Annotated in this window: 21 protein-coding genes; 9 read left to right on the top strand and 12 right to left on the bottom strand. The window is 71.4% G+C overall.

Annotated elements, in window-relative coordinates:
• Positions 1 to 411: 411 nt before the first annotated feature.
• Positions 412 to 1,449, bottom strand: a complete 1,038-nt coding sequence (mgrA, locus tag ACFY8W_RS08620; protein ID WP_391102073.1) for an L-glyceraldehyde 3-phosphate reductase — start codon at positions 1,447 to 1,449, stop codon at positions 412 to 414.
• Between the two features lie 110 nt (positions 1,450 to 1,559).
• Between mgrA and ACFY8W_RS08615 the strand changes: the two genes are divergently transcribed.
• The 5 genes from ACFY8W_RS08615 (at position 1,560) to ACFY8W_RS08595 (ending at position 7,330) form a co-directional block, all read left to right on the top strand.
• A complete protein-coding gene (locus tag ACFY8W_RS08615) occupies positions 1,560 to 2,321 on the top strand; it encodes an isoprenyl transferase (RefSeq protein WP_384418715.1) in 762 nt (253 codons plus the stop codon).
• 325 nt (positions 2,322 to 2,646) lie between these two features.
• Positions 2,647 to 3,969, top strand: coding sequence for a PhoH family protein (locus tag ACFY8W_RS08610; RefSeq protein WP_391102071.1), 1,323 nt, complete (start codon positions 2,647 to 2,649; stop codon positions 3,967 to 3,969).
• 373 nt (positions 3,970 to 4,342) lie between these two features.
• Complete coding sequence (locus ACFY8W_RS08605; RefSeq protein WP_391102069.1) at positions 4,343 to 5,035, top strand: transglycosylase SLT domain-containing protein; 693 nt, start codon at positions 4,343 to 4,345, stop codon at positions 5,033 to 5,035.
• A 124-nt stretch (positions 5,036 to 5,159) separates the two neighbouring features.
• A complete protein-coding gene (locus ACFY8W_RS08600; protein ID WP_391102066.1) occupies positions 5,160 to 6,632 on the top strand; it encodes an AI-2E family transporter in 1,473 nt (490 codons plus the stop codon).
• Positions 6,629 to 7,330, top strand: coding sequence for a hypothetical protein (locus tag ACFY8W_RS08595; RefSeq protein WP_391102065.1), 702 nt, complete (start codon positions 6,629 to 6,631; stop codon positions 7,328 to 7,330). The genes ACFY8W_RS08600 and ACFY8W_RS08595 overlap by 4 nt, the downstream gene beginning before the upstream one ends.
• 84 nt (positions 7,331 to 7,414) lie before the next feature.
• Here ACFY8W_RS08595 and ACFY8W_RS08590 read toward each other — a convergent pair whose 3' ends face one another.
• Both ACFY8W_RS08590 and ACFY8W_RS08585 read right to left on the bottom strand, forming a co-directional pair.
• Positions 7,415 to 7,948 carry a carboxymuconolactone decarboxylase family protein gene (locus ACFY8W_RS08590; RefSeq protein ID WP_391102062.1) on the bottom strand — a complete coding sequence of 178 codons (534 nt, stop codon included), beginning with the start codon at positions 7,946 to 7,948 and terminating at the stop codon, positions 7,415 to 7,417.
• Between the two features lie 2 nt (positions 7,949 to 7,950).
• Complete coding sequence (locus tag ACFY8W_RS08585; RefSeq protein ID WP_391102059.1) at positions 7,951 to 8,505, bottom strand: redoxin domain-containing protein; 555 nt, start codon at positions 8,503 to 8,505, stop codon at positions 7,951 to 7,953.
• A 152-nt stretch (positions 8,506 to 8,657) separates the two neighbouring features.
• Between ACFY8W_RS08585 and ACFY8W_RS08580 the strand changes: the two genes are divergently transcribed.
• Complete coding sequence (locus tag ACFY8W_RS08580; RefSeq protein ID WP_391102056.1) at positions 8,658 to 9,602, top strand: LysR substrate-binding domain-containing protein; 945 nt, start codon at positions 8,658 to 8,660, stop codon at positions 9,600 to 9,602.
• Here ACFY8W_RS08580 and ACFY8W_RS08575 read toward each other — a convergent pair.
• The 3 genes from ACFY8W_RS08575 to ACFY8W_RS08565 are packed head-to-tail and all read right to left on the bottom strand — an operon-like array spanning position 9,589 to position 13,141.
• Positions 9,589 to 11,940 carry an FtsX-like permease family protein gene (locus ACFY8W_RS08575; RefSeq protein ID WP_391102054.1) on the bottom strand — a complete coding sequence of 784 codons (2,352 nt, stop codon included), beginning with the start codon at positions 11,938 to 11,940 and terminating at the stop codon, positions 9,589 to 9,591. The two genes, ACFY8W_RS08580 and ACFY8W_RS08575, sit on opposite strands and share 14 nt — an antisense overlap.
• Positions 11,937 to 12,620, bottom strand: coding sequence for an ATP-binding cassette domain-containing protein (locus ACFY8W_RS08570; protein ID WP_391102051.1), 684 nt, complete (start codon positions 12,618 to 12,620; stop codon positions 11,937 to 11,939). Before ACFY8W_RS08570 ends, ACFY8W_RS08575 begins: the two co-directional genes overlap by 4 nt.
• Positions 12,617 to 13,141, bottom strand: coding sequence for a helix-turn-helix transcriptional regulator (locus ACFY8W_RS08565; protein ID WP_391102048.1), 525 nt, complete (start codon positions 13,139 to 13,141; stop codon positions 12,617 to 12,619). The genes ACFY8W_RS08570 and ACFY8W_RS08565 overlap by 4 nt, the downstream gene beginning before the upstream one ends.
• A gap of 263 nt (positions 13,142 to 13,404) precedes the next feature.
• On the opposite strand from ACFY8W_RS08565, the gene ACFY8W_RS08560 reads away from it, so the two are divergent.
• Entirely contained in the window at positions 13,405 to 15,591 is a 2,187-nt protein-coding gene (locus ACFY8W_RS08560) for a transglycosylase domain-containing protein (RefSeq protein ID WP_391102046.1), read from the top strand.
• A 72-nt stretch (positions 15,592 to 15,663) separates the two neighbouring features.
• On the opposite strand, the gene ACFY8W_RS08555 is transcribed toward ACFY8W_RS08560, so the two are convergent.
• The 3 genes from ACFY8W_RS08555 to ACFY8W_RS08545 all read right to left on the bottom strand — a co-directional run bounded on the left by ACFY8W_RS08555 (position 15,664) and on the right by ACFY8W_RS08545 (position 19,943).
• Positions 15,664 to 17,517, bottom strand: coding sequence for a SpoIIE family protein phosphatase (locus ACFY8W_RS08555; RefSeq protein ID WP_391102044.1), 1,854 nt, complete (start codon positions 17,515 to 17,517; stop codon positions 15,664 to 15,666).
• Positions 17,518 to 17,818: 301 nt separating this feature from the next.
• Complete coding sequence (locus ACFY8W_RS08550) at positions 17,819 to 18,484, bottom strand: DUF402 domain-containing protein (RefSeq protein ID WP_391102042.1); 666 nt, start codon at positions 18,482 to 18,484, stop codon at positions 17,819 to 17,821.
• Positions 18,485 to 18,548: 64 nt separating this feature from the next.
• Positions 18,549 to 19,943 carry an aspartate ammonia-lyase gene (locus ACFY8W_RS08545; RefSeq protein ID WP_391102040.1) on the bottom strand — a complete coding sequence of 465 codons (1,395 nt, stop codon included), beginning with the start codon at positions 19,941 to 19,943 and terminating at the stop codon, positions 18,549 to 18,551.
• A gap of 176 nt (positions 19,944 to 20,119) precedes the next feature.
• Between ACFY8W_RS08545 and ACFY8W_RS08540 the strand changes: the two genes are divergently transcribed.
• Positions 20,120 to 21,649 (top strand): ricin-type beta-trefoil lectin domain protein, encoded by a 1,530-nt coding sequence (locus ACFY8W_RS08540; protein WP_391102038.1) that lies wholly within the window; start codon positions 20,120 to 20,122, stop codon positions 21,647 to 21,649.
• A 90-nt stretch (positions 21,650 to 21,739) separates the two neighbouring features.
• On the opposite strand, the gene ACFY8W_RS08535 is transcribed toward ACFY8W_RS08540, so the two are convergent.
• Positions 21,740 to 22,426, bottom strand: coding sequence for a lipoprotein (locus tag ACFY8W_RS08535; protein WP_391102035.1), 687 nt, complete (start codon positions 22,424 to 22,426; stop codon positions 21,740 to 21,742).
• A 94-nt stretch (positions 22,427 to 22,520) separates the two neighbouring features.
• Here ACFY8W_RS08535 and ACFY8W_RS08530 point away from each other — a divergent pair, with 94 nt between their 5' ends.
• Positions 22,521 to 23,018, top strand: a complete 498-nt coding sequence (locus ACFY8W_RS08530; protein ID WP_391102032.1) for a hypothetical protein — start codon at positions 22,521 to 22,523, stop codon at positions 23,016 to 23,018.
• A 134-nt stretch (positions 23,019 to 23,152) separates the two neighbouring features.
• Here ACFY8W_RS08530 and ACFY8W_RS08525 read toward each other — a convergent pair whose 3' ends face one another.
• Positions 23,153 to 23,794 carry an HAD family acid phosphatase gene (locus tag ACFY8W_RS08525; protein ID WP_391102030.1) on the bottom strand — a complete coding sequence of 214 codons (642 nt, stop codon included), beginning with the start codon at positions 23,792 to 23,794 and terminating at the stop codon, positions 23,153 to 23,155.
• A gap of 194 nt (positions 23,795 to 23,988) precedes the next feature.
• Positions 23,989 to 25,656: a FumA C-terminus/TtdB family hydratase beta subunit gene (locus ACFY8W_RS08520; RefSeq protein WP_391102028.1), complete on the bottom strand. Its 1,668-nt coding sequence runs from the start codon at positions 25,654 to 25,656 to the stop codon at positions 23,989 to 23,991.
• Positions 25,657 to 25,885: the final 229 nt, after the last annotated feature.

Genomic DNA, 25,885 nt, shown 5'->3' with positions numbered 1-25,885 from the left:
CCATCTAGGTCAGGGACTGTCCGCCTCGCCGCCCCGCCCGCCTCGCCGCCCCGTCTCTTCGCCCCGCGCCCCGTGTCTCCGCCTCGCCGCCCCGTTTCTCCGACCGGCGGCCCTCTCTGACCTGCGGCGCCGCGGCCGGCCGTCCGTCGCGAGGCGTCAACCGGGCGACCCGGCGGAGGGGTCCCCCGTGGGAGGTACCGATTCCGCCGCCACGCCCGGGCGCAAACCCGCCACGGGCCCTCACAGCCCTTGTGCCGCTTGGCCTCCGGCGAATCCGGCGGCGATCGGTCGGCGCAGCGGGCACACAGCACGACTAATGAAGGGTTATGGTGGAAACCCCCCCTCGGGCCGGTCCGTATCCCCCCCACGGACCGGCCCGTTTTCTTGCCCGCCGACGGGCGGGCGGGGGACTCAGCCCCGGCCGGCCCAGATGTTGGTGCCCGCGGTGTCGACGGCGAAGGAGTCGATCTCCTTCAGCTCCTCCTCCGACAGCGGCGCCCCGGCCAGCGCGGCCACGTTCTCCTCCAGCTGCGCCACGCTGGACGCGCCGATGAGCGCCGAGGTCATCCGCGGGTCGCGCAGCACCCACGACAGTGCCAGCTGGGCCAGCGACTGCCCGCGCCGCTGCGCGATGTCGGCGAGGCCGTGCAGCCGCCGCAGCACCTCGTCGGACAGCAGGTTCGGGTCGAGGGACTTGCCCTGGGTGGCCCGGGAGCCCTCCGGGATGCCCGTCAGGTACTTGTCGGTGAGCAGCCCCTGCGCGAGCGGCACGAAGGAGATGCAGCCCATGCCGGCCGCCTCCAGCGTGTCGAGGAGGCCGTCCTCCTCCGTCCACCGGTTGATCATCGAGTAGGACGGCTGGTGGATCAGGGCCGGGACGCCCATCTCCTTGAGGATCCGCGCGGCCTCGGCGGTCTGCTCGCTGGTGTACGAGGAGACGCCCACGTAGAGCGCCTTGCCCTGCTGCACCGCGGAGGCCAGGGCGCCCATCGTCTCCTCGAGCGGGGTCTCCGGGTCGAAGCGGTGCGAGTAGAAGATGTCGACGTAGTCGAGGCCCATCCGCTTCAGGGAGGCGTCGAGCGACGACATCAGGTACTTGCGGGAGCCCCACTCGCCGTACGGCCCGGGGTGCATCAGGTAGCCGGCCTTCGTCGAGACGATCAGCTCGTCCCGGTACGGCGCGAAGTCCTGCGCGAAGATCTTGCCGAAGTTCAGCTCGGCCGAGCCGGGCGGCGGTCCGTAGTTGTTGGCCAGGTCGAAGTGGGTGACGCCCAGGTCGAAGGCGCGGCGCAGGATCGCGCGCTGCGAGTCGAGGGTGCGGTCGTCGCCGAAGTTGTGCCAGAGGCCCAGCGAGATCGCGGGGAGCTTGAGCCCGCTGCGGCCCGTACGCCGGTACTCCATGGCGTCGTACCGCTCCGCGGCGGCGTGGTAGAGGGGGGAATCAGTCACGTATCTCTGCTTATCACGGACTTGTGACAGTCCCGGGCTGGGAGCCGGTCACCCCTCCGCAGTAATGTGGCGGCTTCGGGGGCCGACACTGCATGGAGGGGTAAAGAACAGTGAACCTGCGCGACCTGGTGTACGGGCTCTACGCACGCCGGGTGGAAGGCCGCCTCGACCACGCCCAGGTGCCCAAGCACATCGGCGTCATCCTCGACGGCAACCGGCGCTGGGCCAAGGCCTCCGGCGGTACCCCCGAGCAGGGTCACAAGGCCGGCGCGGACAAGATCCAGGAGCTGCTCGGCTGGTGCGCCGAGACCGACGTCGAGGTCGTGACGCTCTGGATGCTCTCCACCGACAACCTGAACCGCCCCGAGGAGCAGCTGGTCCCGCTGCTCGCCATCATCGAGGACGCGGTCCGGGCGCTCGCCGCCGACGGCCGCTGGCGGGTGCACCACGTCGGCACCCTCGACCTGCTGCCCGCCCGCACCCAGTCCGTCCTGAAGGAGGCCGAGCAGGCCACCCTGGACAACACCGGGATACTCGTGAACGTCGCCGTGGGCTACGGCGGCCGCCAGGAGATCGCGGACGCGGTCCGCTCGCTGCTCCTGGAGCACGCCGAGCGCGGCACCAGCTTCGAGGAGCTGGCGGAGATCGTCGACGTCGAGCACATCTCCGAGCACCTCTACACGCGCGGCCAGCCCGACCCGGACCTGGTGATCCGCACCAGCGGCGAGCAGCGCCTCTCCGGGTTCATGCTGTGGCAGAGCGCGCACTCCGAGTACTACTTCTGCGAGGTGCACTGGCCGGCCTTCCGCAAGGTCGACTTCCTGCGTGCGCTGCGCGACTACGCGGCCCGGCACCGCCGTTTCGGCAACTGACGGGGCCTGACGCCCCCTCCGGAACGTACGTCACCCTCCGTTCACGAACCCGCCGTCATATGCCATGGCATGACGGCACGTGTTCGAGGGCATATCCCAGGTGAAGTGAGCGGCACGGAGACCGCCACCCGGGAGGCCCTTTGCACCAGGACGACCGTGCAGGACATGCACGGACGAAGCGGAGGGCCGGTGCTCGGCCCGCGCATCGTGGCCAGAGCCCGGTCCCATTCCGCCGTGACAGCGGTTCCGCCCATCGCTCTTCCGCCGGGGCGGACCTGTCGCAACCCCGACCTCTCAGGGGTCCTCGAAGGGGGTCTGTCCTTCCGTGGTGACCAGCACTAAGCGCCGCTTGTCCGACAGGCGCACCTATGTTCTCGACACCAGCGTCCTGCTGGCCGACCCCAAGGCGATGTCCCGGTTCGAGGAGCACGAAGTGGTGCTCCCGATCGTCGTCGTGACCGAGCTGGAGGCCAAGCGCCACCACCCCGAGCTCGGCTACTTCGCGCGGCAGGCGCTGCGCCTCCTCGACGACTTCCGGGTGCGCTACGGGCGGCTGGACGCCCCGCTCCCCATCGGGGACCTGGGCGGCACCCTGCGCGTCGAGCTCAACCACTCGGACCCCGGTGTCCTTCCGGCCGGATACCGGCTCGGGGACAACGACTCGCGGATCCTCGCGGTCGCGCGCAACCTCCAGGCCGAGGGGTACGACGTCACGGTCGTCTCCAAGGACCTGCCGCTGCGGATCAAGGCGTCCTCGGTCGGCCTGCTCGCCGAGGAGTACCGGGCGGAGCTCGCGATCACGGACTCCGGCTGGACCGGAATGTCCGAAGTCGGCCTGTCCGCCGACCAGATCGACCTCCTCTACGACCAGGAGACGCTGTACGTGCCGGAGGCGGCCGAGCTGCCCGTGCACACCGGTCTCGTGCTGCAGTCCGAGCGCGGCAAGGCGCTCGGCCGGGTCGCCTCCGACGGCTCGGTGCGGCTGGTCCGCGGCGACCGGGAGGCCTTCGGCATCCGCGGCCGCAGCGCCGAGCAGCGGATCGCGCTCGACCTGCTGCTCGACCCGGACATCGGCATCGTGTCGATGGGCGGCAGGGCCGGCACCGGAAAGTCGGCGCTCGCGCTGTGCGCGGGCCTGGAGGCGGTCCTGGAGCGCCGTCAGCACCAGAAGGTGATGGTCTTCCGTCCGCTGTACGCGGTGGGCGGGCAGGAGCTCGGCTATCTGCCGGGCACCGAGGCCGAGAAGATGAGCCCGTGGGCGCAGGCGGTGTTCGACACCCTCTCGGCCGTGGCGGGCCGTGAGGTGATCGAGGAGGTGCTGAGCCGCGGGATGCTGGAGGTGCTGCCGCTCACCCACATCCGGGGCCGCTCGCTGCACGACGCGTTCGTCATCGTCGACGAGGCCCAGTCCCTCGAGCGGAACGTGCTGTTGACCGTTCTGTCCCGGATCGGGGCGAATTCCCGGGTGGTGCTGACCCATGACGTCGCCCAGCGCGACAACCTGAGGGTCGGCCGGTACGACGGGGTAGTCGCCGTGGTGGAGAAGCTGAAGGGTCATCCGCTGTTCGCCCACGTCACGCTGACCCGTTCCGAGCGTTCGCAGATCGCCGCGCTCGTGACCGAAATGCTGGAGGATGGTCACATCTGACCTGATCTGCCCCCTTGTGGGGCAAAGGAGTTGGCGCCGCCCGGCAAAGCGCGAGAGCTTAGCCGGGCGGCGCCGCGCTGTCCGCTGTATCGGCCAAATCCCGTGCGCCCACCCAGGTGTGAGCTTTCACACGCAACGCGGAATTGCCTTGCGGCGTTGCCGTCCGGCAAAGTCTTGCTTCCGTCAGGCCCCGCATACGGCACACGTGCACCTCCAGAGGTGCTGCACCACACAACTCAACAGCCGTTCGCCGTATGCCGCCCACAGCACCACGGGCCCGTGTCTTCTGTGACCCAGCAGTTCGGAGACCAGCGCCAGGGGCAAGATTTCGCCCGCGTGGTCACCTGTGCGGGCGATGCTGGAAGGAAACCGTGTGAGCCGGATCTCGGTCCGGGGATTCGCGGTGGCTTCGGCCACTGCGGTCACCACTGTCGGCGCCGTCGTCGGTGTTGCCTCGGGCAACGCGGCGCAGGCCTCGGACGACAACTTCGAGGCCACCGCGGCCGACACGACGCTGCTCGCGGACATTCCCGCGGGCGAGCAGGCCCAGGTACAGGTCTCCTCCCTCGCGGAGCAGGCCGACGTCCAGGCCGCCGCCGCCGACTCCCTCGCGCGCAAGTCCGCCGAGGAAGCCGCCCGCATCCAGGCCGCCAAGGACGCCGAGGCCAAGAAGGAAGCGGCCGACAAGGCCGAGAAGGAGCGCAAGGAGGCCGAGGAGCGCGCCAACCGGTCCGCCCTGCGTGACGCCTCGACCTTCTCCGCCCAGGGTTCGTACACCATCGCCGAGGTCAAGGCCATCGCCCGGCAGATGATCCCGGCGGACCAGTTCCAGTGCTTCAGCAACATCGTGGACCACGAGTCCGGCTGGAACTACCGCGCGACCAACCCCTCCTCGGGTGCGTACGGTCTCGTCCAGGCCCTGCCCGGCTCGAAGATGTCGTCCGCCGGCGCCGACTGGCAGACCAACCCGGCCACCCAGATCAAGTGGGGCCTCAGCTACATGGACGGCCGCTACGGCAGCCCCTGTGGCGCCTGGTCGTTCTGGCAGGCCAACCGCTGGTACTAGGAGCCGCGCCCGGTATCCGTACCGGCCCCGCTCAACCCCGTGAAGCCCCTCGCCGTCCTTCGGTGGGGGGCTCACGCGTGCGCGGGGTGTAGGTTCGAGGGCCCGAGGGGGGAGAGGGAAGAGCATGTCGAGACTGCCAGGATGGCTGCACCGGCTCGGTGACGGTCTGAGCCGTATGGGCGAACGCCTTGACGAACGCCGGGCGGAGGCCGAGCGCGACTCCGTGCTCCTCGGACCGCCGTCCGCGGCCCCCGAACCGGAGGCGCACACCGCGCCGAAGACCACCCCCGCGCCCGCCCCGGCACCCGCGCCGGCCCCGGAACCCGCGCCCGCTCCGGCCTCCGCGACGGCGTCCGTCGAGCCGACGTTCGTCGAACCGGCGTCGGTCGAGCCCGCGTCCGTACCCGCGCCGCCCGCCTACGCGCCGGCCGTCGCCGCCCGGCCCGACCCCGTCGCCGCGATCCCGTGGGGCATGCGGGTCGCCGCCGAGGCCGGCTGGCGGCTGCTCGTCCTCGCCGGCACCGTCTGGGTGCTGATGAAGGTGATCAGCTCCGTCCAGCTGGTCGTCCTCGCCTTCGTCGCCGCCCTGCTCATCACCGCGCTGCTCCAGCCCACCGTCGCCCTGCTGCGCCGCAAGGGCCTGCCGCGCGGGCTCGCCACCGCCGTCACCGCCGTCTCCGGCTTCGTGATCATGGGTCTGGTCGGCTGGTTCGTGGTCTGGCAGGTGATGGACAACATCGACAGCCTGTCCGACCGCGTCAAGGACGGCATCGAGGAGCTCAAGCGCTGGCTCCTCGACAGCCCCTTCCACGTCACCGAGCAGCAGATCAACGACATCGCCAAGAACCTCAGCGACACCATCGGCGCCAACGCCGAGCAGATCACCTCCGCCGGGCTCCAGGGCGTGACCGTGGTCGTCGAGGCGCTCACCGGCATCCTGCTCGCCATGTTCTCCACCCTCTTCCTGCTCTACGACGGGAAGAAGGTCTGGGAGTGGACCCTCAAGCTGGTGCCCGCCCAAGCCAGGCCCGGCGTCGCCGGCGCCGGCCCGCGCGCCTGGCGCACCCTCACCGCGTACGTCCGCGGCACGGTGCTCGTCGCCCTGATCGACGCCGTGTTCATCGGCCTCGGCCTGTGGTTCCTCGACGTGCCGATGGCCGTGCCGCTCGCCGTGTTCATCTTCCTCTTCGCGTTCATCCCGCTCGTCGGCGCCGTCGTCTCCGGCGCCCTCGCGTGCGTCGTCGCTCTCGTCACCAACGGCGTGTTCACCGCCCTGATGGTGCTCGTGGTCGTGCTCGCCGTGCAGCAGATCGAGGGCCACGTCCTCCAGCCGTTCATCCTCGGCCGGGCCGTGCGGGTCCACCCGCTCGCCGTCGTCCTCGCGGTCGCGGCCGGCGGACTGACCGCCGGCATCGGCGGCGCCGTCGTCGCCGTCCCGCTCGTCGCCGTCGCCAACACGGTCGTCGGCTACCTCCGCGCCTACAGCGGCGAACAGGCCCTGCGCGCCGCACCCGAGCCGCGCGGCGCGACCGCGTACGAGGTGGCGCCCACCCCGGCGCCCGGCGCGCTCGGGCGGCTCCCGGGAGGAGAGGCGTGATCTCCGAGCCCGAACTCGTCGGCGGCGGAGGCTTCCCCGACCCCGTCGGCCCGCCGCTCCCGCACCCGCCACCGCCCGCCGCGGGGGAGGGCCCGGGCGCTCCCCGCGCCCGGCGTCCCTGGCCGTGGGCGCTGGGCGGCGCGGTGGTCGCCTCGGCGGTGTGGGCGGGCGGGCTCTACGCGTACGGGCCGGACGGCGCTCCCGACCTCGGCGGCTACCGCACCGACCGTGACCCCTGCCAGGCGGCGCGTCTCGACGGTCTGGCCGCGGCGTTCGGGCCCAAGGGAGTGTCGGCGGACGAGCCGCTGAAGGTGGACCACCCCGCCCTGTTCGAGTGGAGCTGCAGCGTCACCCTGGCGTCCAAGCCGATCATGTACACGCTGCACATCTCCTACGACCTGCACCGGGTGACCGACCCGGGACCGGAGTTCGAGGCCGTCCGGGAGGACCCGCAGCTGCTGGGCGGCGGTGAGCGGATCTCCGGCGTCGGGGAGGTCGCCTACTTCGGCGGCGCGTACGAGGAGAACTCGCTGACCGTCCTGGACGGGCAGGCCGTCCTGTCCATGTCCCTCCGGCCGACGGACGACTTCGACGAGGACACGAACAGTCCCGTCGAGCCGCCGCAGCTGGACCCGGCCGCCATGCGGACGTATCTCGTCGAGGACATGCGGCAGCTGATGACGGCGCTCAAGGGCTGAGCCGCCGCCCGCGCGTGCCGAAGGGCCCCGGGGTTCCGTGAACCCCGGGGCCCTTCGTCGTACGTGTCGCGGTACGGGCCGGAACTACTCGGCCAGGACCGCCTCGGCGTCCAGCGTCACGGCGACGGCCTGGATGACCGCGGCGATCTTCACGGCCTCCTGGATCGTCTCGCGGTCGACACCGGCCTTGCGCAGGACCTGCTCGTGCGAGTCCAGGCACTGGCCGCAGCCGTTGATCGCGGACACGGCCAGCGACCACAGCTCGAAGTCGACCTTCTCGACACCCGGGTTGCCGATGACGTTCATCCGCAGACCGGCGCGCATCGTCCCGTACTCCGGGTCCGACAGCAGGTGCCGGGTCCGGTAGAAGACGTTGTTCATCGCCATGATCGCGGCGGCCGACTTGGCGGCCTGGTACGCCTCCGGCTTCAGGTTCGCCTGGGCCTCGGGCTCCAGCTCCCTGAGGACCTTGGGCGAACGGGAGGCGATGGCGCAGGCGAGCACCGTGCCCCACAGCTGCTGCTGCGGGAGCTCGCTGTTGCCGATCACCGAACCGAGGTTCAGCTTCAGGTCCTTGGCGAAGTCCGGTACGGCGGCCTTCAGCTCATCGAGAGCCATGCTCACTCACCGGCCAGGAGCGCGGCGGCGTCGAGGGTGTCCTCGCCCTTGTTCCAGTTGCAGGGGCACAGCTCGTCGGTCTGCAGGGCGTCGAGGACCCGCAGGACCTCCTTGGGGTTACGGCCGACGGAGCCGGCGGTCACCATGACGAACTGGATCTCGTTGTTCGGGTCGACCACGAACACGGCACGCTGGGCGAAACCGTCCTCGCCCTCGACGCCGCAGTCGCGCATGAGCTCGTGCTTCGAGTCGGCGAGCATCGGGAAGGGCAGGTCACGCAGGTCGGCGTGGTCCTTGCGCCAGGCGTGGTGGACGAACTCGGAGTCACCCGAGACACCGAGGATCTGGGCGTCGCGGTCGGCGAAATCGTCGTTCAGCTTGCCGAACGCCGCGATCTCGGTCGGGCAGACGAAGGTGAAGTCCTTCGGCCAGAAGAACACCACGCGCCACTTGCCCTCGTAGGACTTGTGGTTGATCTGCTCGAACTCCTTGCCGCTCTCCAGCGACACGCAGGCGGTCAGGTCGTAGGTGGGGAACTGGTCACCGACAGTGAGCACGCGCTCTCCTTGCAGGGTCGGAAGGATCCCTTTTGGGGTCTTCCGTGAGGGGTTGGACGTCTCACATCCTGGCACGGGGTGCATTGATCAGTGAAATAGCTAGACTCGGTCGGGTTGATCGAAGGTGGTTATCAGTGGTTCCAGTGCGGCGGGTGAAGCAGCCCAGCCTTTCCCAGCTCAGAGCATTTGCGGCGGTCGCGGAGCATCTGCACTTCCGTGACGCGGCGGCGGCCATCGGGATGAGCCAGCCCGCGCTCTCGGGCGCGGTTTCGGCTCTCGAAGAGGCACTCGGTGTCCAGCTCCTCGAGCGTACGACGCGCAAGGTACTGCTCTCGCCCGCGGGGGAGCGGCTCGCGGTGCGCGCGCACGCCGTGCTCGACGCCGTGGGCGAGCTGATGGAGGAGGCGGAGGCGGCGCAGGCGCCGTTCACGGGAGTGCTGCGGCTCGGGGTGATCCCCACGGTCGCGCCCTATCTGCTGCCGACGGTGCTGCGCCTCGTGCACACCCGCTATCCGGAGCTCGACCTCCAGGTGCACGAGGAGCAGACCTCCTCGCTGCTGGAGGGGCTGGCGGCGGGCCGGCTCGACCTGCTGCTGCTCGCGGTGCCGCTCGGCGTCCCGGGTGTCACCGAACTTCCCCTGTTCGACGAGGACTTCGTCCTCGTCGCGCCCGAGGGGCATGCGCTGGCGGGGCGGGCCGACATCCCGCGCGAGGCGCTCAGGGAGCTCAAGCTGCTGCTGCTCGACGAGGGCCACTGCCTGCGCGACCAGGCCCTCGACATCTGCCGGGAGGCCGGGCGCACCGAGGGCGCGCCGGTCACCACCACCGCGGCGGGCCTGTCGACGCTGGTGCAGCTGGTCGCCGGAGGCCTCGGCGTGACCCTGCTGCCGCGCACCGCGGTGAAGGTCGAGACCGCCCGCGACTCCGCCCTGTTCACCGGGGACTTCGCCGATCCGGCGCCGACCCGGCGGATCGCGCTCGCGATGCGGACGGGAGCGGCCCGCCAGTCCGAGTTCGAGGAACTGGCGGGCTCCCTCCGGGAAGCGATGAGGCGTCTTCCGGTACGGATCGTCCCGGCGGGCGCTATTCCGTCCTGAGTCCGTCGGCCCGCATGAGCCGCCACAGCAGCGGCAGGCTCAGAAGGGTCACCAGGGCGATCAGCGCCGCGCCGACCCCGGCGACCGGCAGGAAGACCCACCAGTCCTCGACCCGCTTGCCGATCATCCGCAGCAGGACCAGCCCCAGGGCGAGTCCGCCGGCCACCGCCAGGGCCAGGCCCAGGACGATCGGCACGGCCGTCTGCCAGAGCACCGACCAGCCGAGGGTGGAGCGGCGGGTGCCGAAGGCGACCAGCGAGGACAGCAGGCGCTTGCGCTCCCGCAGTTGTTCCAGGGTCGTGACCAGCAGCGACACCGACACGAGCAGCATGGTGAGGGTGGCGCCGACCATGATCCCGGTGCGGACGCTGGAGAACTGGGCGTCGCGCTCGAAGTCCTGCAGGGTCTGTACCCGGGTCAGCGGGTCGAGGGCGGCGACCGTGTTCCGTACGTGCTCGGCGGCGTCGGGCACCGCCGGGTCGACGCGGATCATGGCCCCGGCCTCGGGAGAGTCGAGCCGGGCTGCGTCGATGGCCTTCGGGGTGGCCATGACGCCGAACCGGACCTGGCCCATGGGGTCGAGGCGCGCGTCGACCGTGCGGGCCGACTCCGGGATGCGCCAGGTCGGCAGCGCCCCGCCCTGGTGGGTCTGCGGGTCGCGCAGGGCCACCCGCGCGCCGGGCTTGGCGGTCCGGGCCACCCAGGCGTCGTCCGGGGCGGCGTCCTCGCCGTGGGCGAGGACGACGAAGACGTCGCCGTCCGTGCACGAGGGCAGCCGGGCGAACTCCTTCAGGGAGGAGCAGTCGCCGACGGCGATCGAGGTGATCGGGGCGAAGTCCTCGCCCTTCTCCGGCGGGCCGGGGCGCCACACGTTCGACTCGATGGTGCCGACCACCGACGTGACGCCCTTCGTCCGCGACAGCGCGTCGATGGCCCGGCGGGCGTCGTCGGCGCTCCTGGCGCCGACCCTGGTCTCCAGCTGGGCGCGGGCGGTGTCCATGTTCGTGGGCCGCATGAAGTCGTTCTGCATCGCCTGGAACAGCATCTGCAGGGCGATCGCGCCCGCCGCGGCGACGACGATGCCGCTGACGGTACGGGCGGCGGTGCCGCTGCTCAGCTGGAGCCTGCGGGTGGCGAGCTGCCAGGCCACCGGGCCGCCGCGCAGCGGCTTCACCAGGGCCTCCACCAGCCAGGGCAGCAGGGTGGTGAGTCCGATCAGGGCGAGCGTGGCACCGGAGGCGATGCCCACGGTGTCGATCTCGGTGCCACTGACCTCGACGCCGCCGACGGCCGGGACGAGCACGGCGGCACCGGCGGTCACGAGGAGCAGCCGCCAGATCAGCCGGCGTGGCCCCGGGGTGGCGGTGCGGACCACGCCGAGCGGTTCGATGGCCACCCCGCGCAGCGCGAAGAGGCTGACCAGGACGGCCGAGACCGGCACGGCCGCGACGATCACGGCGGCGAGCCAGGGCACCGGGGACACGTCGGACGGGAACGCGTTGACGTCCCAGATCTGCACGGTGCCGGCCAACTGCCGGGCCGCGGCGAAGAACCCGGCGCCGACGGCGAGTCCGAGCAGCGCGCCGGCCAGGGACTCGCCGGCCGCGATCCGCCGTGTCATGGCGGTGTCGGCGCCGACGAGCCGGAGCGCGGCGAGCCGCCGGTCACGCTGCTCGCCGCCGAAGCGGACGGCGGTCGCGACGAAGACCAGGACCGGCAGCAGCAGGACGACGCAGGCGATGACGACGAGCAGGAGGAGGAACGCGTTCATCGGCTCCCCGGGCACCGACCAGCCGTAGCGCTCCCCGCGCCCGTCGCGGTCGCCGGTCGCGAGGATGTCCGTGCCGGCGACGTAGCGCAGTTCGGCGGGGCCGATCAGCCCCGCGTCGCCGAGGGTGCCGATGACCTCGTACGGGAGGCGTTCGCGCAGGAGCGCGCCGTCGGCGGAGTCGAGCAGCTCGCGGAGGGCGGGGGAGACCAGCATCTCGCCGGGGGCGGGCACCTTCGCCGCCCCCGGCGGGAGCGCGGGGCTGCCGCCGTCGGGCTGCAGCAGGAGCCCGGTGATCGTGTCGCCGCGGTAGAGCGTGGACTGGTCCGCGTAGAGAAAGGTCTCCGGACCGGGCCGCTCCACCGGCTCGCTGGCGTCGACGGAGCGGGCCGACTCGCGCACCTCGCGCTGGAACAGCATGTTCGGCATGGAGGCGGCGACGAGCAGCAGGGCCACGCCGAGGCCGATGCCGGTCGCGGTCAGGGTCGTGCGGAGCCATCCGCCGCGGCCGCCGGTGACGGCGAAGCGCGCGCCGAACGCCAGGTCGCGGGTCCAGCTCCGCACGCTCATGCCGCCCACTCCGTGTCCCGTACGGAGCCGTCGCGGACCACGATCTCGCGGTCGGAGTAGGCGGCGACCCGCGCCTCGTGGGTGACCAGGACGACGGCGGCGCCGGTGTCGCGCGAGGCGTCGGTCAGCAGTGACATGACGCGCTCGCCGTTGAGGGAGTCGAGCGCGCCGGTCGGCTCGTCGGCGAAGATCACCCGCGGGGCGGTGACGAGCGCGCGGGCCACGGCGACCCGCTGGCCCTGGCCGCCGGAGATCTCGCCGGGGCGCTTCGCGGCCACGTCCTCGACCTCCAGGCGTTCCAGCCACTCGCGGGCCCGTCGCTCGGCGTCCTTGCGCCGCTCGCCGTTGAGGCGCAGCGGCAGGGCGACGTTCTCGACGCAGGTCAGTTCGGGCACCAGCTGGCCGAACTGGAAGACGAAGCCGAAGTCGGAGCGGCGCAGGGCGCTGCGCTCTCCGTCGGTCATGGCGGTGAGCTCGCGTCCGTCGTAGTGGATGGTGCCGGCGTCGGGGCGGACGATGCCGGCGAGGCAGTGCAGCAGGGTGGACTTGCCGGATCCGGAGGGCCCCATCACGGCGACGACCTCGCCGGCCCGCAGGCCGAAGTCGGCGCCGGCGAGGGCGGGCGTCGGCCCGTACGCCTTGTCGAGCCCGCTCGCCCTGAGCAGGGGTGCGGCGGTCATCGGCGGATCTCCTCGGCGAGCCGGTCCAGGCGGGCGGCGGTGAGCTCGAGCCAGCGCAGGTCGGCCTCCAGGTGGAACAGGGCGTGGTCGCAGATGAGCTGGTCGGCGAGGTCGCCGTCCTTCTTGCGCCGGGTGAGCTCGCGCATCAGCCGCAGGTGCTCGGAGCGCTGCGAGTCCAGGATCTCGGCGGCGCCGCGCCCGGTGAGCAGGGCGAGGACGACCTTGGTGTAGAGCGTGGACTGCAGGTACGGCTCCGGCTTCTCGGGGGTGGCCAGCCAGTGCTCGACGTCGGTGATGCCGGCCTCGGTGATGGCGTACCGCTTGCGCTCGGGGCCGCCGCCGGCCTCGATGCCGTCGACCTCGACGAGGCCGTTCTTCAGGAGCCGGGACATGGTCGAGTAGACCTGCCCGTAGTGCAGCGGCCGGTCGTGGCCGAAGCGCTCGTCGAAGGCCCGCTTGAGGTCGTAGCCGTGGCGCGGGCCGGACTCCAGGAGTCCGAGGAGGGTGTGACCGATGGACATGCCGGTCACTGTACACCGGGTGTATACGCACGATGTATAGGCCGGGAGGGGGCCGCCCGGGGGAACCCCGCGGGCGGGTGACACCCCTCGAACGAAAGGGCTGTGACCGGAGGCACACAACCATCTCCGCCTCTGGAGCGTCGGTTCCGTCGGGAGTGGGTGCTGATTCTCACGCCCTGAAATGCCGGATCGATCGCCCTTTGTCGTATTGGGCGGTGTTAGCTTTCTGAGCTGATTCGACGACGAGCGGAGCGAACGCGGACATGGGGAACGGCAAGGGCCAGGCGAAGAAGGGCGGGCGGATACGCCGCCTCTTCACCTGGAAGAAACTCCTGGGCACGTTCCTGGTGGGCTGCCTGCTCGTCATGGGCGCCTTCTACGTGCTCTACCTGATGGTGCCGGTGCCGTCGGCCAACGCGGACGCGACCCTCCAGAGCAACGTCTACAAGTACGCGAACGGCAAGGTGCTCGCCCGCACGGGCAAGATCAACCGCGAGATCGTGGGCCTGGACAAGGTGCCGCTCGACGTCCAGCGGGCCTTCGTCGCCGCGGAGAACAAGACCTTCTACAAGGACAACGGCGTCGACATCAAGGGCACCGCCCGCGCCGCCTGGAACACCCTCACCGGCAAGGGCAAGCAGGGTGGTTCGACGATCACCCAGCAGTACGTCAAGAACTACTACCTGAGCCAGGACCAGACCGCGACGCGCAAGCTCAAGGAAATGGTCATCGCGCTCAAGGTCGACCGGAACATGTCCAAGCCGGAGATCCTCGCCGGCTACATGAACACCAGCTACTACGGCCGCAACGCCTACGGCATCCAGGCCGCCGCCCAGGCCTACTACGGCGTGGACGCGACCAGGCTCACCGTCGGCCAGGGCGCCTACCTCGCCTCCGTGCTCCAGGCCCCCAGCCAGTACGACTGGACCTCCGCGGGCCCCGAGGGCCGCAAGCTGGTCGAGCAGCGCTGGAACTACGTCCTCGACAACATGGTCGAGGAAGGGTGGCTGGACGCCGGCAAGCGCGCCGGACTGAAGTTCCCGGCCCCGCAGAAGCCCAAGGCCCCCAAGGGCCTGAGCGGCCAGAGCGGCTACATCGTCGAGGCCGCCAACCAGGAGCTCATGCGCCAGGGCGTCAGCGAGGAGGACCTCAAGGCCGGCGGCTGGACGATCACCCTCAACATCGACGAGAAGAAGCAGAAGGCCCTGGTCAAGGCCGTCGACAAGCAGCTCGAGGACAAGATCGACCGCAAGGGCGACAAGAAGCAGGCCACCGTCCAGGCCGGCGCCACCTCCGTCGACCCGAAGACCGGCGCGGTCGTCGCCATGTACGGCGGCGTCGGCGCCACCGAGCACTGGACCAACAACGCCACCCGGCGCGACTACCAGCCCGCCTCGACCTTCAAGCCGCTCGTCCTCGCCTCCGCGCTCGACAACGGCGCCGAGACCCAGGACGGCCGGAAGATCGGCCTCGGCACGGTCTACGACGGCACCAGCAAGCGCCCGGTCGTGGGCAGCGCCATCGCCTTCGCCCCGGAGAACGAGGACAACCAGAGCTACGGCCCGGTCACCGTCCAGAAGGCCACCAACAACTCGATCAACTCGGTCTACGCCCAGATGATCGTGGACGTCGGCCCCACCAAGGCCAAGCAGACCGCCCTCGCCCTCGGCATGAAGGACGGCCAGGACTTCGGAGCCACCCCCGCCATGTCGCTCGGCGTCATGGGCGCCTCCACCATGGACATGGCCGGCGCCTACGCCACCCTGGACAACCACGGCGTCAAGGTCACCCCGACCCTCGTGAAGTCCGCCGAGCACAAGGACCGCAAGGCCGACCCGGTGAAGTCCATCGGCGAGCGCGTCATCAGCCGCGAGGCCGCCGACACCACCACCAAGGCCATGCAGGGCGTCGTCCAGTCCGGCTCCGGCTTCCGCGCCGCCGGCGACTACCAGGCGGCCGGCAAGACCGGTACCTCCGAGAACAACCGCTCGGCCTGGTTCGTCGGCTACACGCCCGAACTCGTCACCGCCGTCGGCCTCTTCGGCGAGGACGCCAAGGGCAACCAGGTCACCCTGACCGACACCATCAACCCGGGCCGCGCCAACGGCGGCCGCACCCCGGCCCAGATCTGGGGCGCGTACACCACCTCCGCGCTCGGCGGCGGCTCCGACGCCACCTTCGACCTGGAGACCGACGGCACCTCGGGCGGCGACAGCGTCCCGACGCCGAGCGCCACCACCGGCTCGCCGTCGCCGACCCCGACGGAGAGCGAGGACACCAGCACGCCGACGCAGCCGCCGACGCCGACCGGAACCACGCCGACGCAGCCGCCCACGTCGACCGCGACGACCCCTCCGGAGCCGACGCCCTCGAAGACGACCGAGCCGACGATCGTGCCCACTCCGGACGGGGACGCCGGATTCATCGACGGCGGCCGAGGAGGCCAGTGACACCGGACCGGTGACGACGACGAAGGCCGGAGCCCGAAGGGGCTCCGGCCTTCGTCGTAGCCGAACGTGAAGTCAGCGCGTGGCCAGCTCGAACCACACCACCTTGCCGCCCGAGAGCCGCGTCGCGCCCCAGCGCCGGGCCAGCCTGTTCACCAGGAAGAGCCCGCGCCCGCCTTCGTCGGTGTCCCGCGCCCGCCGCTGCCGCGGCAGCTGCGGCGAGTCGTCGCCGACCTCGCAGCGCAGCACGTCCGTCTTGAGCAGCCGCAGCGTCACCGGGCGCTCCGCGTACCGCACCGCGTTGGTGACGACCTCGCTGATGAGCAGCTCCACCGAGTCCGTCAGGTCCTCCAGGTCCCAGCGTGCGAGCGCCCGCCGGGCGAGCCGGCGGGCCCGGCCGGGGGCCGCGTCCTCCGGTTCCAGGAACCAGTACGCCACGTCGCTCGGCGCGATCCCGTCGAAGCGGGCCGCGAGCAGCGCGATGTCGTCGTCCCGGTCGCCCGGGCCGAGCATGTCGAGCACGTCGTCGCACAGCGCCTCCAGCGGAGGCGAGTGGTCCGGCCCGGTCAACTGGGCCGTCGCCGCGAGCCGTTCCCGCAGCTGCTCGATGCCCGTCCACACGTCACGCAGCCGGGACTCCACCAGGCCGTCCGTGTAGAGCAGCAGCGTGGCACCGGCCGGCGCGTCCAGCTCCACCGCCTCGAAGTCCACGCCTCCCACGCCGATCGGCGCGCCCGGCGGCACCCGGAGCACCTCGGCCCGGCCGCCCAGGTGCAGCAGTATCGGCGGCGGATGGCCGGCGTTGGCGATGGTGATCCGGTGCGAGACCGGGTCGTACACCGCGTACATGCAAGTGGCCATGCGGTTCTCGCCGAGCCGCTGGGCCTGCTCGTCCAGGTGGTGCAGCACCTCCTGCGGGGGCAGGTCGAGCCCGGCCAGGGTCTGCGCGGTGGTGCGCAGCTGGCCCATGATCGCCGCCGAGGTCATGGAGTGGCCCATGACGTCGCCGACGACCAGGGCGACCCGGCTGCCGGGCAGCGGGATCGCGTCGTACCAGTCGCCGCCCACCCGGGCCGTCTCGGCCGCCGGCAGGTAGCGCGATGCCAGCCGCACGCCGGTCGGCTGCGGCAGCGAGTCGGGCAGCATGGTGCGCTGCAGCTCGTCCGCGATGTACGCCTCGCGCCCGTACAGCACGGCCTTGTCGATGCCGAGCGCCGTGTGGGTCGCCAACTGGGCCGCCACGAGCAGGTCGTTCGGCTCGAAGCCGGCCCGCTCGGGGCGGCGCAGGAACACCGCCGCGCCGATCACCCGGCGCCGCCCCCGCAGCGGCGCCAGTATCGCCCGCTGCCCGCCGGGCACCGGGTGGTCCGGGCCGAGCAGCTCCGGCAGCGCGGCGCGGGCGGCGGGCGAGTCGCCCGGCACCGGACGCACCCCGCGCAGCACCTCGGCCAGCGCGCCGCCCGAGCGGACCTCGCACAGTTCCGCCGCGGGCGTCGGATCGGGGTCGGGCACGAGGACCAGTTCCTCGCCCTCCACGTCCGCTAACCGCAGCCGGTCCGTGCGGCGGAGCCGCAGCACGAACGGCTCGGCGGGCCGCTCGTCGCCCACCGGCAGCGGGTCGCGCAGATAGACCAGGATCGCGTCGGAGAAGGTGGGGACGGTCGCCCGGCACAGGCCGAGCACGATCTCGTCGAGGTCGAGGCCGCGCGCGATCCGCCGGGTCGCGGCGCCCACGAACCGCAGCCGCTCGCCCTCGCGGCGCGCCGCAGCACCGTCGGGGCCCGCCGTGCCGCCGCCACCGGGCGCGGGTGCGGGCACGGCGACGGCGGCCGCGGGCGTCGCCGCCGTCTCCTGACGGGGGCGGGTGCGTTCCTGCGGCCGGTCGGCCATCGCCTTGCGGCCTTCGTGGGAGGTGGGATGCTCCGTCACGCCTGGGATTCCGTCCGTCCGGGCCGGTGGTGCGTTGCACGCGCTCTTCTCGCCGATGCCGCGCCTTCGGCGGGGCTAAACCACCGGCACGAGGTCGATGTGGAGGAGGGGGGCGGGGCGTCCGCGCACGGGTCCGGCACTGCTCTTCCCCCTCATGAAGCAATCTGGATGACGTGTGGTCAGTTCCTGCGCCGTGCCGGGTGTATGACGTGCTGTCGGATCGATCGGGTGCGGTCGGGTCCGGTCGACCGACTTGCGGAGGACGATCCTACGTTTGCACCCGGGGGGCGCATCAAGAGTCTCATGGAGCCGTGTGCGCCGTAGTGCGATCCCAGTCGGCGGGCAGTTCGGGGACCGGCCAGGCCGGGTCGGGACGCCAGTCCTCCCAGCCGTCCGAGAACGGCGGCCCCCAGGCCCGGATCAGCTCGACGGCGGCGCTGCCCGCCTCCTTGACCCGGGCGGCCAGCGCCGGGTCCATCAGGCCGGCCCGCTGGGCCTGGGCGAACTCGTCCTCGTCCCGCCACAGCCAGCTGCGGTCGGGATAGACGGAGATGTCGAGGAAGTGGTCCTCGGAGTCGATCCCGCCGGACCAGCGGGTACGGGGCTCCTCCAGGTTCACGTACCAGCTGCGGAAGCGCCAGCCGCGCTCCCAGAACAGCCACACCGACCACGGGTCGCCGGGCCTGGCCAGTTTCAGCACGCCGGCGCCGTGCCAGTGGGCACGGACGGTGGTGCGCGGCGCCGTGTAGCGGGTCGCCAGCGGCTCCTCGTGGACGGGCGTGCCGTCGGCCAGGACCGGTTTCACGCACTCGGTTCCGGGCGCCATCCAGACCGCGAGCAGCTCAGGGGTGTCCTGGACCACGGTCACCGGGCGGCAGATGTGCACGTCGCCGGTGCCGTTGTCGCGGTAGCGCCAGAGGATGTGATCCCCTGGCGCCCAGTGCTGAGGGCGGCCGGATCCTGTCATGCGCAGATCTTAGGGGTGGCTCCCCGGCACCGCTGCGGTGAAGGTCACGGATCAGTCAGCGACGTCAGGGGCGGGTCATGCGCAGGACGTCGAGGGCCTCGTCGAGCTGCTCCGGCGTGAGGTCGCCGCGCTCCACGTAGCCGGACTCCAGGACGACCTCGCGGATGGTCTTGCGCTCGGCCAGCGACTTCTTGGCGACCTTCGCGGCCTCCTCGTAGCCGATGTACTTGTTCAGGGGCGTGACGACGGACGGCGAGGACTCCGCGTACTCGCGGGCCCGCTCGGCGTTGGCGGTGATCCCGTCGACGGTGCGGTCGGCGAGCAGCCGGGCGGCGTTGGCCAGAAGGCGCACGGATTCCAGCAGGTTCTTGGCCATGACCGGCAGCATGACGTTGAGCTCGAAGTTCCCGGCGGCGCCGGCCACCGCGACCGTGGTGTCGTTTCCGGTCACCTGGGCGGCGACCATGAGGACGGCCTCGGGGATCACCGGGTTGACCTTGCCCGGCATGATCGAGGAGCCCGGCTGGAGGTCGGGCAGGTTGATCTCGGCGAGCCCGGTGCGCGGGCCGCTGGCCATCCAGCGCAGATCGTTGGCGATCTTCGTGAGCGACACGGCGATGGTCCTGAGCTGTCCGGACGTCTCGACGAGGCCGTCCCGGGCGCCCTGCGCCTCGAAGTGGTCGCGGGCCTCGGTGAGCGGCAGTCCGGTGGCGCGGGCGACCTCGGCGATGACGGCGGCGGAGAAGCCGGGCGGGGTGTTGATGCCGGTGCCCACCGCGGTGCCGCCGAGGGGCAGTTCGGCGAGCCGGGGCAGCGCGGCGCGCAGCCGCTCGATCCCGTACCTGACCTGGGCCGCGTAGCCGCCGAACTCCTGGCCGAGGGTGACCGGGGTGGCGTCCATGAGGTGGGTGCGGCCGGACTTCACGACGCTCGCGAATTCGGCTGATTTCCGCTCCAGGGAAGCGGTCAGGTGATCGAGGGCCGGGATCAGGTCCTGGGTCACGGCGGCGGTGGCCGCGATGTGGATGGAGGAGGGGAAGACGTCGTTGGACGACTGCGAGGCGTTCACGTGGTCGTTGGGGTGCACGTCCCGGCCCAGGCGTTCGGTGGCGAGCGTCGCGAGCACCTCGTTGGTGTTCATGTTGGAGGAGGTGCCGGAGCCGGTCTGGAAGACGTCGACCGGGAAGTGCTCGTCCCAGCGGCCGTCGGCGACCTCCTCCGCCGCCTCCTGGACCGCCCGCGCGACGTCCGCGTCCAGCACGCCGAGCTCGGCGTTGACCTTCGCCGCCGCGGCCTTGATCCGGGCGAGTGCCGCGATGTGGGCGCGCTCCAGGCGCTGGCCGCTGACCGGGAAGTTCTCCACCGCGCGCTGGGTCTGCGCGCGCCATTTGGCGTGGGCGGGGACCCGGACCTCGCCCATGGAGTCGTGCTCGGTGCGGTAGCCGTCTTCGTTGCTCATGGTTCGTCAACTCCTAGCTGTGTCTTCCGGGGGGCGGGCCCCGAACCCCCGGCTGGGTCTTCCGGGGGCGACCCCCGAACCCCCCGAAAAAGATGAGCACTTGTCTTGTTCGACGTATTCCCAAGTCGCTTACCGGCCAGTAAAAACCGTGGGTAACCCCACTTCCAGGAGGCGCAATGACGCGCACCAGGTACAGACTCCGCTGGCCGGTCGCGGCCCTCGCCGCTGCCGCGGCCGCCCTCGGCAGCATGACGGCCGCCGCCCCCGCCGGAGCGGCCGACACGAGCACCACGGCCGGAATCACCTCCGTACCGCTCCGCCCCGAGCTGGAGGCGATCCGGGCCGCCGAGGCCACCACGATCTACGGAAGCCCCGAGGAGCGTCCGCTCGCACAGCGCAAGAGCGGGCTGATCTCCCTCGGCGACAGCGAGATCTCCGGCGAGGGCGTCGGCAACTACGACCCGGCGACGAACACCTCGTCCAACCAGTGCCACCGCTCGCCCGACACGGCGATCCACCGGACCGGGATCGCCGCGGACCTCACCTTCAACGTGGCCTGCTCCGGCGCGTACTCCGGGAACATCCGCATCGGCGGCTCGAAGCAGTACGCGGACGAGCTCGTCCAGAGCGACAGCCTGGCCATCAAGGCCCGCAACACCCGGATCAAGATGATCGTGCTGGTCGCCGGGGCCAACGACGACCTGCAGTTCGGCCCCGTCATGACCGACTGCGTGACCCGATGGGTCCTCAGCCAGGGCACCTGCGAGCCGAAGTACGCCCCCGGCTGGCAGGCACGCGTCGACGGACTGCGCCCGAAGGTCGAGGCCACCATCGGCGACCTGCGCACCGTGATGCGCGACGCGGGCTACGCGGACGACGCGTACAAGCTGGTGGTCATGGGCTACCCGAGCCCCATCGGCCCCGACTTCTACGACAACCCGAACTTCCCCGGCAAGCTCCCCGGCGGCTGCGCCGGCTACGACTCCGACGCCAAGTGGGGCCGCAACCACGCGGTGCCGGCCTTCGAGAAGGGCATGCGCGCGGCGGCTCGCAACACCGGGGCCGTGTACCTCGACAACTCGCGGCTCTTCCACGGCCACGAGGTCTGCATGGAGGACGCCTGGGCCCGCGGCCTCTACCTGGACCTGGCCGACCACTTCCCGTGGGACGAGAACACCGCCCGGCAGTCGTTCCACCCGAACTACCGCGGTCACGGCGCCTTCGCGTCCTGCCTCACCCAGGTCTACGACTCCGGACTGCGCGAGGCGAGTTGCGCGGACGTCGACTCCTCCGGCAGCCCGAAGCTGTTCCCGCTCGCCTGGGACGACGGGTACCGGCCGCTGAAGAACGCGGCCACCGGCAACTGCCTGGACCTGAACGCCTCCGACTCCGCCAACGGCACCGCCGTGCTCGGCTGGGACTGCCACGGCGGCCGCAACCAGGGCTGGTGGTACGACTCCGCCCGCGGCACCCTGCACACCGAACTCACCCAGGACCGCTGCCTGGACGTCCCCGGCGCGGCCTATGAGGCCGGCAAGGCGCTCATCGTCTGGAACTGCAGCGGCGCGGCCAACCAGAAGTTCGTCCGCGACGGCGCCACCGTCCGCCCGGCCGCGGCGACCGGACTCTGCCTCACTCAGGGCGCGGCGAAGGAGCCGGTCAGGCTGCGCGCCTGCGACGGCTCCGCGAACCAGCGGTTCGCGTAGGGCCGAGGGCCGCGCGAGGCCGCGTACGGCCAGGCCCCCACGGAACGCCGTGGCCCCTCGTCCGGTGCGGGACGGGGGGCCACGGCCCGTTCACGAGACCTTCAGCGTCGACTTCGCCAGCTCGTACGCCGGGAGCATCGCCCGGTGTTCCTCGGAGTCGAGCCCGCCGAGGTGGACGATGACCACGCCCTTCGGGGTCGCGACGGCGAGGGCGCGCTTGTCGCTCGTCTCCTCCATGATTTCGCTGTGGACCGCGTACGTCACTTCGACGGCGGGCAGCGCGCCCGCCTTCGTCTCCGCGTAGACCGCCTCGCGGGAGCCGTCCTCCGCCTTCACGAAGGCCTCCAGCGTGGACCGCAACGGGCCCTTCGGAGCCGACCACACCCGCAGGAAGCCGATGTTGCCGGCCGGCTTGGCGTCCACCTCGCAGAGCGCCGTGGCCGGACCCTGCCGGAAGAGCCCCTCGAGGAGGTCGGCGACCTCCGGGTCCGCGGGCGCGTCGATCGCCTTCGGCTTCCAGTCCTCGGCGAGCGAGAAGGTGACCGGCAGGGCGCAGGCCGTCCCGGCTCCGCCCAGCGCACCGGCAGGCGCGGCGGCGGCGACGCCCTCGGCAGGGGCGGAATCCTGCGCGCCGGCCGCGGGCGCGGAATTCCTCGGGCCGGAGGCGGGAGCCGGCGGACCGGCCGGGTCCTTCTCCGTCCCGCAGCCGGTCAGCAGCAGTCCGGCCGCCAGCAGGGCGGCGGGGACCGCCGTACGTATCGGTGCTCTCTCTGGCATGCGCTCATCATCCACGACGGGGTGCGGCCCGCCGTGAGGGGCCGGACAATGGTGGGCGGGCCTCGGGGAACCGCCGTCCCACGGGAGGCAGGACATGAACCGCAGCTTCAGGAGGGCCGGCGCGCTCGGTGCAGCGACGATCGCGGCCGTCACCTTCGCAGCCGCCGCCCCGGCGTCGGCCGCCGCGAGCAGCAACGGGCTCGAGTTCACCCTCTACTCGAAGGAAGTCCCCGTCCAGGGCGCCGACGAGAGCGGTCCGGCACCCAAGGTCGGGGACTCCTTCGCCTTCGCCGACGACCTGTACAAGACCAAGGGCGGCGACAAGGTCGGCCGGGACGGCGTGGCCTGCACGGTCGTGCGCACGGGCGACCCGAACGACCTGATGTGCGTGGGCACGTTCGCCCTGACCGGCGGTCCCGGCGGCCAGCTCACCGGCCAGAACCTGCTCTCGTTCGACCCCTCGGACGAGGCGCCCGCCGCGTTCGACATCGCCGTCACCGGCGGAACCGGCGACTTCAAGGACGCGCGCGGCTGGATCCGTTCGACGCCCGACGGGGACTACTCGCGACTGGAGTTCCACATCAGCCGCTAGGGGGCGTCCCTTCGGATCAGGCCGGGCGCCGGGCCCCGGCAGGATCCGGAAGACACGCCGTCGGTCCCCGGCGGCACTCCTGAACCCGTCCGCCCTGAACCCGTCCGCCCTGACGCCGTCCGCCGACTGCCGGACTACGACAGCTTGCCGCCGTAGTCCGGCAGCTTGAAGGCGCGCTCGGCGTGACCGCCGACCAGGTCGGTGGTGTTGTTGCCGATGTTCGCGATGATCGTGTAGCCCTTGGCCTCGATCTCCGCGCGCTTGGCCGTCTTGTACGCGCTGACCTCGGAGAACAGATCGGGCAGCGAGCGCACGTACAGCCCGTTCACGGGGTAGCCGGCCTGCTTCAGGTTCCAGTCCGTCAGGGAGTAGATGATTCCCGGGCGGGCGGTGACGAAGAAGACGGCCACGCCGCGGTCGTGCGCGTCGCGCACGAGCTGGCGGATCTCGGGGATCGCCGGGGTCGGCAGCTCCCAGAAGGGGTGGAAGTCGGTCTCCAGGGAGCTGTTGTCGATGTCGAGGACGATCGCCTGCTTCTCCTCGTCGGCGTCCTCGCTGCGCTCCTCGATGTACGGGCGGGCCTCGGCGACCACGGCCGCCACGTCCTTGCGCCAGGTCGTGTAGTCGATGTCTTGGATGGCGGCCGTGGAGGTGTGGTGGCCGTCCGGATCGGAGGCGGAGGCGGCGGGCGCGGGCCCGACGACGAGGAGGGCCGTCAGGCCGAGGACGGCGGTGGTCCCGGCGGTGGCACGCCTGATGAGAGGGGTGGAGGGCATGGGGGGCTCCCGAGTGGTCGACCGGCTCAGTGGTTGACATGCTCGCGACCCATACTGGCCAGTAGGTGGCCGGAAGGCTACCGGTCGGTAGCGACTTTCTGAGCGAAGACCGACGTCGCCCGGAGGAACGGGAACGCCGAACGCCCCCCGGCCCGGAGGACCGAGGGGCGTCGGGAAGCCCTGAGGAGCAGGGATCAGAGGCCGGGGCCCCGCACCGGGATGTGCGTGAACGTCGGCTCCGGCGCCGGGTTCTGGAAGAAGTCGTTGCCCTTGTCGTCCACCACGATGAACGCCGGGAAGTCCTCGACCTCGATCTTCCAGACCGCCTCCATGCCGAGCTCCTCGTACTCGACGACCTCGACCTTCTTGATGCAGTCCTGCGCGAGGCGGGCCGCCGGGCCGCCGATCGAGCCCAGGTAGAAGCCGCCGTGCGAGCCGCAGGCGTCCGTGACCTGCTTGCTGCGGTTGCCCTTGGCCAGCATGACCTTCGAGCCGCCCGCCGCCTGGAACTGCTCCACGTACGAGTCCATGCGGCCGGCCGTCGTCGGGCCGAAGGAGCCCGAGGCGTAGCCCTCGGGGGTCTTCGCCGGACCCGCGTAGTAGACCGGGTGGTCCTTCAGGTACTGCGGCATCTCCTCGCCCGCGTCCAGGCGCTCCTTGATCTTGGCGTGCGCGATGTCACGCGCCACGACCAGCGGGCCGGTCAGCGACAGGCGGGTCTTGACCGGGTACTTGGTGAGCTCGGCCAGGATCTCGTCCATGGGCTGGTTGAGGTCGATCTTCACGACGTCGCCCTCGGTCCCGAGGTGCTCGTCCGTGGTCTCCGGCAGGAAGCGCGCCGGGTCGGTCTCCAGCTGCTCCAGGAAGACGCCCTCGGCGGTGATCTTCGCGACGGCCTGGCGGTCGGCCGAGCAGGACACGGCGATCGCGACGGGCAGCGAGGCGCCGTGGCGGGGCAGGCGCACCACGCGCACGTCGTGGCAGAAGTACTTGCCGCCGAACTGCGCGCCGATGCCGATCTTCTGCGTCAGCTCGAAGACCTTCTCCTCCAGCTCCTTGTCGCGGAAGCCGTGTCCGGTCTCCGCCGAGCCCTCGGTGGGCAGCTCGTCCAGGTAGTGCGCGGAGGCGTACTTGGCGGTCTTCAGGGCGAACTCGGCGCTCGTGCCGCCGACGACGATCGCCAGGTGGTACGGCGGGCAGGCCGCCGTACCGAGCGAACGGATCTTCTCCTCCAGGAACTTCATCATGGAGGCCTCGTTCAGGACCGCCTTGGTCTCCTGGTAGAGGAAGGACTTGTTGGCGGAGCCGCCGCCCTTGGCCATGAAGAGGAACTTGTACGCGCCGCCGTCGGTCGCGTACAGCTCGATCTGCGCGGGCAGGTTCGAGCCGGTGTTCTTCTCCTCCCACATGGTCACCGGGGCCATCTGCGAGTAGCGCAGGTTGAGCTTGGTGTAGGCGTCGTAGACGCCCTTGCTCAGGGCCTCCTCGTCGCGGCCCTGCGTGAGCACGTTCTGGCCGCGCTTGCCCATGACGATCGCGGTGCCGGTGTCCTGGCACATGGGCAGGACGCCCGCGGCGGCGATGTTCGCGTTCTTCAGGAGGTCGAGCGCGACGAACTTGTCGTTGCTCGACGCCTCCGGGTCGTCGATGATCTTCCGCAGCTGGGCGAGGTGCGCGGGGCGCAGGTAGTGCTGGATGTCGTGGATCGCCTCGGCGGCCAGCTTGCGCAGCGCCTCCGGCTCGACCTTGAGGAACGTACGGCCGTCGGCCTCGAAGGTGGAGACGCCTTCGGAGGTCACCAGGCGGTAGGGCGTGGTGTCCTCTCCCAGGGGGAGCAGATCGGAGTACGCAAACTCTGGCATGACGGCGGCCATTCCTCACTCGGCAGACAGCGGCGCCGCCTCCGTTGGCGGCGCGCACTCCAGCGTAAGACGCGGGGGCGACGCCGATCCTGTGAGGTAAGGCTCACTAGGCCGTTTCTTCCGGTAGCAGGGCCGGACGGGCCCCGGTGTCGCGGCGCGCCACCGCGCTGAAACGGCGCATGGCGCGTTTCCGGCCCGGGCCGTCCGGGTTGGGCCGGGGACACGACCG

The organism is Streptomyces sp. NPDC012637, from assembly GCF_042954805.1.
Classification (GTDB): domain Bacteria; phylum Actinomycetota; class Actinomycetes; order Streptomycetales; family Streptomycetaceae; genus Streptomyces.
The sequence above is the reverse complement of the archived record's forward strand: the minus strand, read 5'-3'. Positions and strand labels throughout refer to the sequence as shown.